Source organism: Pseudobdellovibrionaceae bacterium, assembly GCA_020635075.1.
GTDB lineage: Bacteria > Bdellovibrionota > Bdellovibrionia > Bdellovibrionales > UBA1609 > JADZEO01.
The window spans coordinates 191,824-195,995 of the sequence record JACKAM010000001.1 but is presented as its reverse complement, the minus strand read 5'-3'; the positions used below and the strand labels follow the sequence as shown (position 1 = coordinate 195,995).

Here is a 4,172-nt window from a genome sequence, read left to right as displayed (position 1 = left end):
AACTGCACCATGTTTTGCTATTGATCTCAAGTACCAGGCCGCCTGAGGGTCCAGACTCCTGCGATCAATACGCTTAAAACCTCAGACATACGTCGGGCAGCGGCGCTCTCGCTCAGAGCGCAGCACCAAGCCGAACTCGGTTTTAACCATATTGATCCTCCGGAGTCTGCCCCCCTAACCGGCCAATTGCAAATGGGCTCACAAAACCCGGTGGCGCTGACGCGACCCGTTCGGCTGAGCCTATTCCCATCGGTCACTCAGCCTCCTGCGCCTGCGGCCGAAAAGGTGCGTGAGGATTTGCGGAGAATGGTCGGCAAAGGACCAGCTTCGCAGACAAAGGGTTTTGTGGGTCAACGACTAAGAGAACTTAGATTCATTTGGTTGTAGATCGTTATTTGGTATTCATTGAAAGGCGCCGATGGTGGGGGGCTGAAGGAAGGCTGTGCCGTCGGCGTCTTCAGGGAGGTAATCTTGGGAGATGCCTCTACCACGTGCAGGGCTGTTTGTGATGAGGTGGACATCGCCTGATGGCAAATTGACAAATCCTGGGTTCTGGCCAATCACTCCACCGGTTTCTGTGACGGGCAAAGTGGGTGTGGAACTTCCTGGATTGTTGTGGGCAAACCAAAGGTTGTTGCGAAAGACAAAGGACTCGGGCCGTGTGTTAGCGCCAACATTGACATGGGAGGAGACCTGCCCAGAGCTAAAATAGAATATGTTATTGTCAATTACATTATTTTGCGCTGGCAAAAACTCATAGCCTCCACTGGAGACGGTTTCTTGAAGAATGCGAATGGGCCACCGTGTGGGATTGACAATTGTGTTTTGCGCAGCCAAACCATCGACGACACCAACAAATGAAATGGCATTTTCCCCACCAATGATCACATTGCCCAAAACGCGTATCCGTCGGGCCTCGGCATTTGCCTGATTATTCACCAATGGGGGACGAAAGTATTCAAAGCCGGTCGAACCGCCAGCATTGATGGCCCTCTGTCCAGCATTTTCAAAGCGATTCCACAGGACATCGATGTCGGTGGAACCACCTTTGGTTTGAATGGAGTTCGATCCACCATTGCGGAACTCATTGTAAGCGATCACGCCCCGATGACAGCCGACACAGTCGATGCCACTCCCTGCCTGCACATTGCTAATCACCGAGTTCAGGACAAAGAAGTCGTTTAAGCCCGATAACTTCAGACCATCGTGGTTGCCCCCCGTGCCAATATTGCGAACTTCAATATCGCGAAAGATCACGTATCGAGCGGCGTCGGCATTTGCGTACTCGGCAGCATCGTCACAATTGATTCCGTTGAGCGAAGAATTTTGAAAGACAATATCGTGAACCACCAGGTAGCGCGGCCTTCTGAGATGAATGGCATTTGAACCGCCCTGAATGACAGGCTTAGCTTGCCCGGGAACTCCACCAATCCAAATGGGTGCCGAAGCATTGCCGCGAATGTCTGAAAATGATCCACCGCCAGCGTAGGTGCCTGGATGAAGCCGAATGGCCGTTCCCGGGGCCACCCCTCCGCTTACTGCACGTCCGAGGCTAGCATAGGGCCGCTGAGAAGAACCATCGCCAGTGGAGTCATTGCCTGCAGGTGAAGGTACCACATGGACTTCCCTGACTGGCTGGAGACCATCTTCCCAAGTGGAGAGGCCTCCCTCTTCAACGGGAGGCGGGGGCGCTACTGGAGGTTCCCCTCCTCCTCCTCCGCCGCCACTACCGCCACCAGTCCCATTGTGAGACGACGATGAATCCTGCAAACGAGAATTAAATCCCTCGTTCACAGCCGAGCAGTTTTGAAAACCCAATAACAAAAGGAATAAAGAAGAACAGACGACGGAAACCCGCCAGCCAACAAAGTGATTCCCCATCACGATGATGCCCCCTGGCCCCAAGGACCATTAAACCCCCAACTGTTAAACTGGCAAATCACATACCAGCTAGACTCCCAATAGGCCCGATTAGGTCGACTAGGCCCTTGACAGTGCCCAGTCCATTGCCATTTATTCGGCGAGACAAAAGCATTTCAATTTATTGGCCGATGTTCAGAGAAAGAGCGAAAATCGGTTCGGCAATCCTTAAGCAATTCTTCACACCTTATTCACAGCGTTAGCCAAGGAATACCTCTCGACCACAGCCAACATCATAGGAGAAGATGGCTTCTTTCAAGGGGATGTTCTTCTATGAAGCTCAAAGTTGCACTTGTCCTAGCCCTCTTTCACCTCAGCCTTCCCACCTTCGCCTCAGGTCATTCGGATCGACTGGAAGATGAAATGGAAATGTTTAAACAGGAAAGTGTCGATCACACTATTACGACGTCCACTCAAACCCCGCAAAAGTCCTCTTTAGCTCCTTCAGTGATTTCAGTCCTCACTGCTCAAGAACTCAAAGCCTTGGGCGTGACATCTCTGCACCAGGCATTCAATTACATTCCCGGAGTGGTGGTCACTGAGACCTACTTCGGCTACTCAGCGGTGAACTTTCGCGGCCTTTTGCAAACCCACTACAACAATAAAGCCCTGATGCTCATCAACGGCCACCCCATGCGGGAGACGGTCAATGGCTCTTTCCACCTGGAAATGGTGCCCATCAACGTCATTGAAAGAATTGAAGTCATCCGCGGGCCCGGTTCGTCGCTTTATGGCACCAATGCCTTAGCTGGTGTGATTAACATCATCACCAAATCAGCTCATAATGAGGAAGGTTCGGCTACCAAGATTTCAGCCATGGGCGGCAGCTACAGCACGGTGGGCGGAGATCTATTTTTTAGCCGAACGAGCGAGAGTCGCAAGACAGTGATTGCTTTTTCTGGCCTCGACACCAAAGGCTATCCCTTTGAGGTGGAAGCCGATGAATTGGCCCAATCGGGAACCATTGATTACGACAATGACCTTTATAACTTCTTTGTCGAACACAAAAAAGGCTCGGTGACTCTCATGGGCGGGTACTTCCGCCAGAACAAGGCGAAGTTTGGCATTATCCCCCGTCTCCAGCACAGTGGTCCCACTCAATATGAGGGCTACTTCGCCGATGCCCATTGGAGCAGACAGCTCGACGATAAGCTCACCCTCTCCACCCGCCTGCGCTACGACGAACTGGAACGCAACAGTCTGGCGCGAAACCTCCCCACTGATGTTGAAATGATCAATCGTGGCTACCAAGCGGGAGCTGAAGTCGGCCTGGCCTGGAAACGGGATGATTCCCTGCAAGTTCTCACTGGCCTCAACTACGAGTTCTCCCATGCCGACCCCTATCTTTTTGAAGAAGTGGCCACCGGTAATCCCACGGCTTCGAGCCCTTGGCGCGATAGTCACAGCGTGAGCGACTACTCTTTGTTTGCCCAAGCACTTTACAATCACGACACTCCCCACCAGTGGACCTTTGGTGGACGCTTTAACCACAACGAGGACTCAAAGGGCGTATTCAGTCCGCGCGTCGGTTACGTGTGGGCGGTCAATCCAACGACCACCTTTAAGGCTTTGTATGCTCAGGCCTTCCGCAACCCTGACTTTTTTGAGAAACAGGTCAACACTCCCGGTGTGCTCATTGGTGATGATAAACTGGAACATGAAAAGGTGCAGTCGCTGGACCTGGCTCTGGAATTGATCCCGGAGGATTCCAACCTCAAACATGTGGCCAACGTGTTTTACTTGGTGGCTTCAGACATCATTTCCCGTGCTGCAACCGCCACTCCCGGGGAATTTCAGTACAAAAATGGCTCTGACAACCACTTTTGGGGCCTTGAGTACTCCTTAAAGACAGGAATGGTGAACCATCGCTCCTGGTTTTTAAGCTACAGTTACAAGGAAGGCCACGACGACACCAACGATGTAGCACTCAAATACTTGGCCAAGCACTCCGGGTCAGCTGGCTTAACATGGCAGGTTGGTTCTCAGTTGGCCGCTAGTCCTAACATGATTTACGTGGGACGAAGAGAAGACGTGGGTGATTTTGCTCTGTTCAACCTAACCCTGAGCTATGCCATCAACAAGGATTGGTCGGCTTCTCTTATTGGGCACAACTTGGCGGATAAGGAGTACCAGTATCCAGAGTACATTCGTGGTAATCTGGACGGCATTCCCGGAGGCCCTGGCGTTTCAGGCTACCTAAAAATCACCGGTTCCCTGTAACCATATTTACCTGAGAAAGCGGAAAACACAGA

2 protein-coding genes are annotated in these 4,172 nt (G+C 51.9%); one reads left to right on the top strand and one right to left on the bottom strand.

The features are described from left to right. Positions 1-402: 402 nt before the first annotated feature. Entirely contained in the window at positions 403-1,884 is a 1,482-nt protein-coding gene (locus H6624_00800) for a right-handed parallel beta-helix repeat-containing protein (protein ID MCB9082847.1), read from the bottom strand. A 309-nt stretch (positions 1,885-2,193) separates the two neighbouring features. Between H6624_00800 and H6624_00795 the strand changes: the two genes are divergently transcribed. Next, the gene (locus tag H6624_00795) at positions 2,194-4,140 is read left to right on the top strand and encodes a TonB-dependent receptor (GenBank protein ID MCB9082846.1); all 1,947 of its coding nucleotides are present in this window, start codon (positions 2,194-2,196) and stop codon (positions 4,138-4,140) included. The last annotated feature ends 32 nt before the right edge of the window (positions 4,141-4,172 follow it).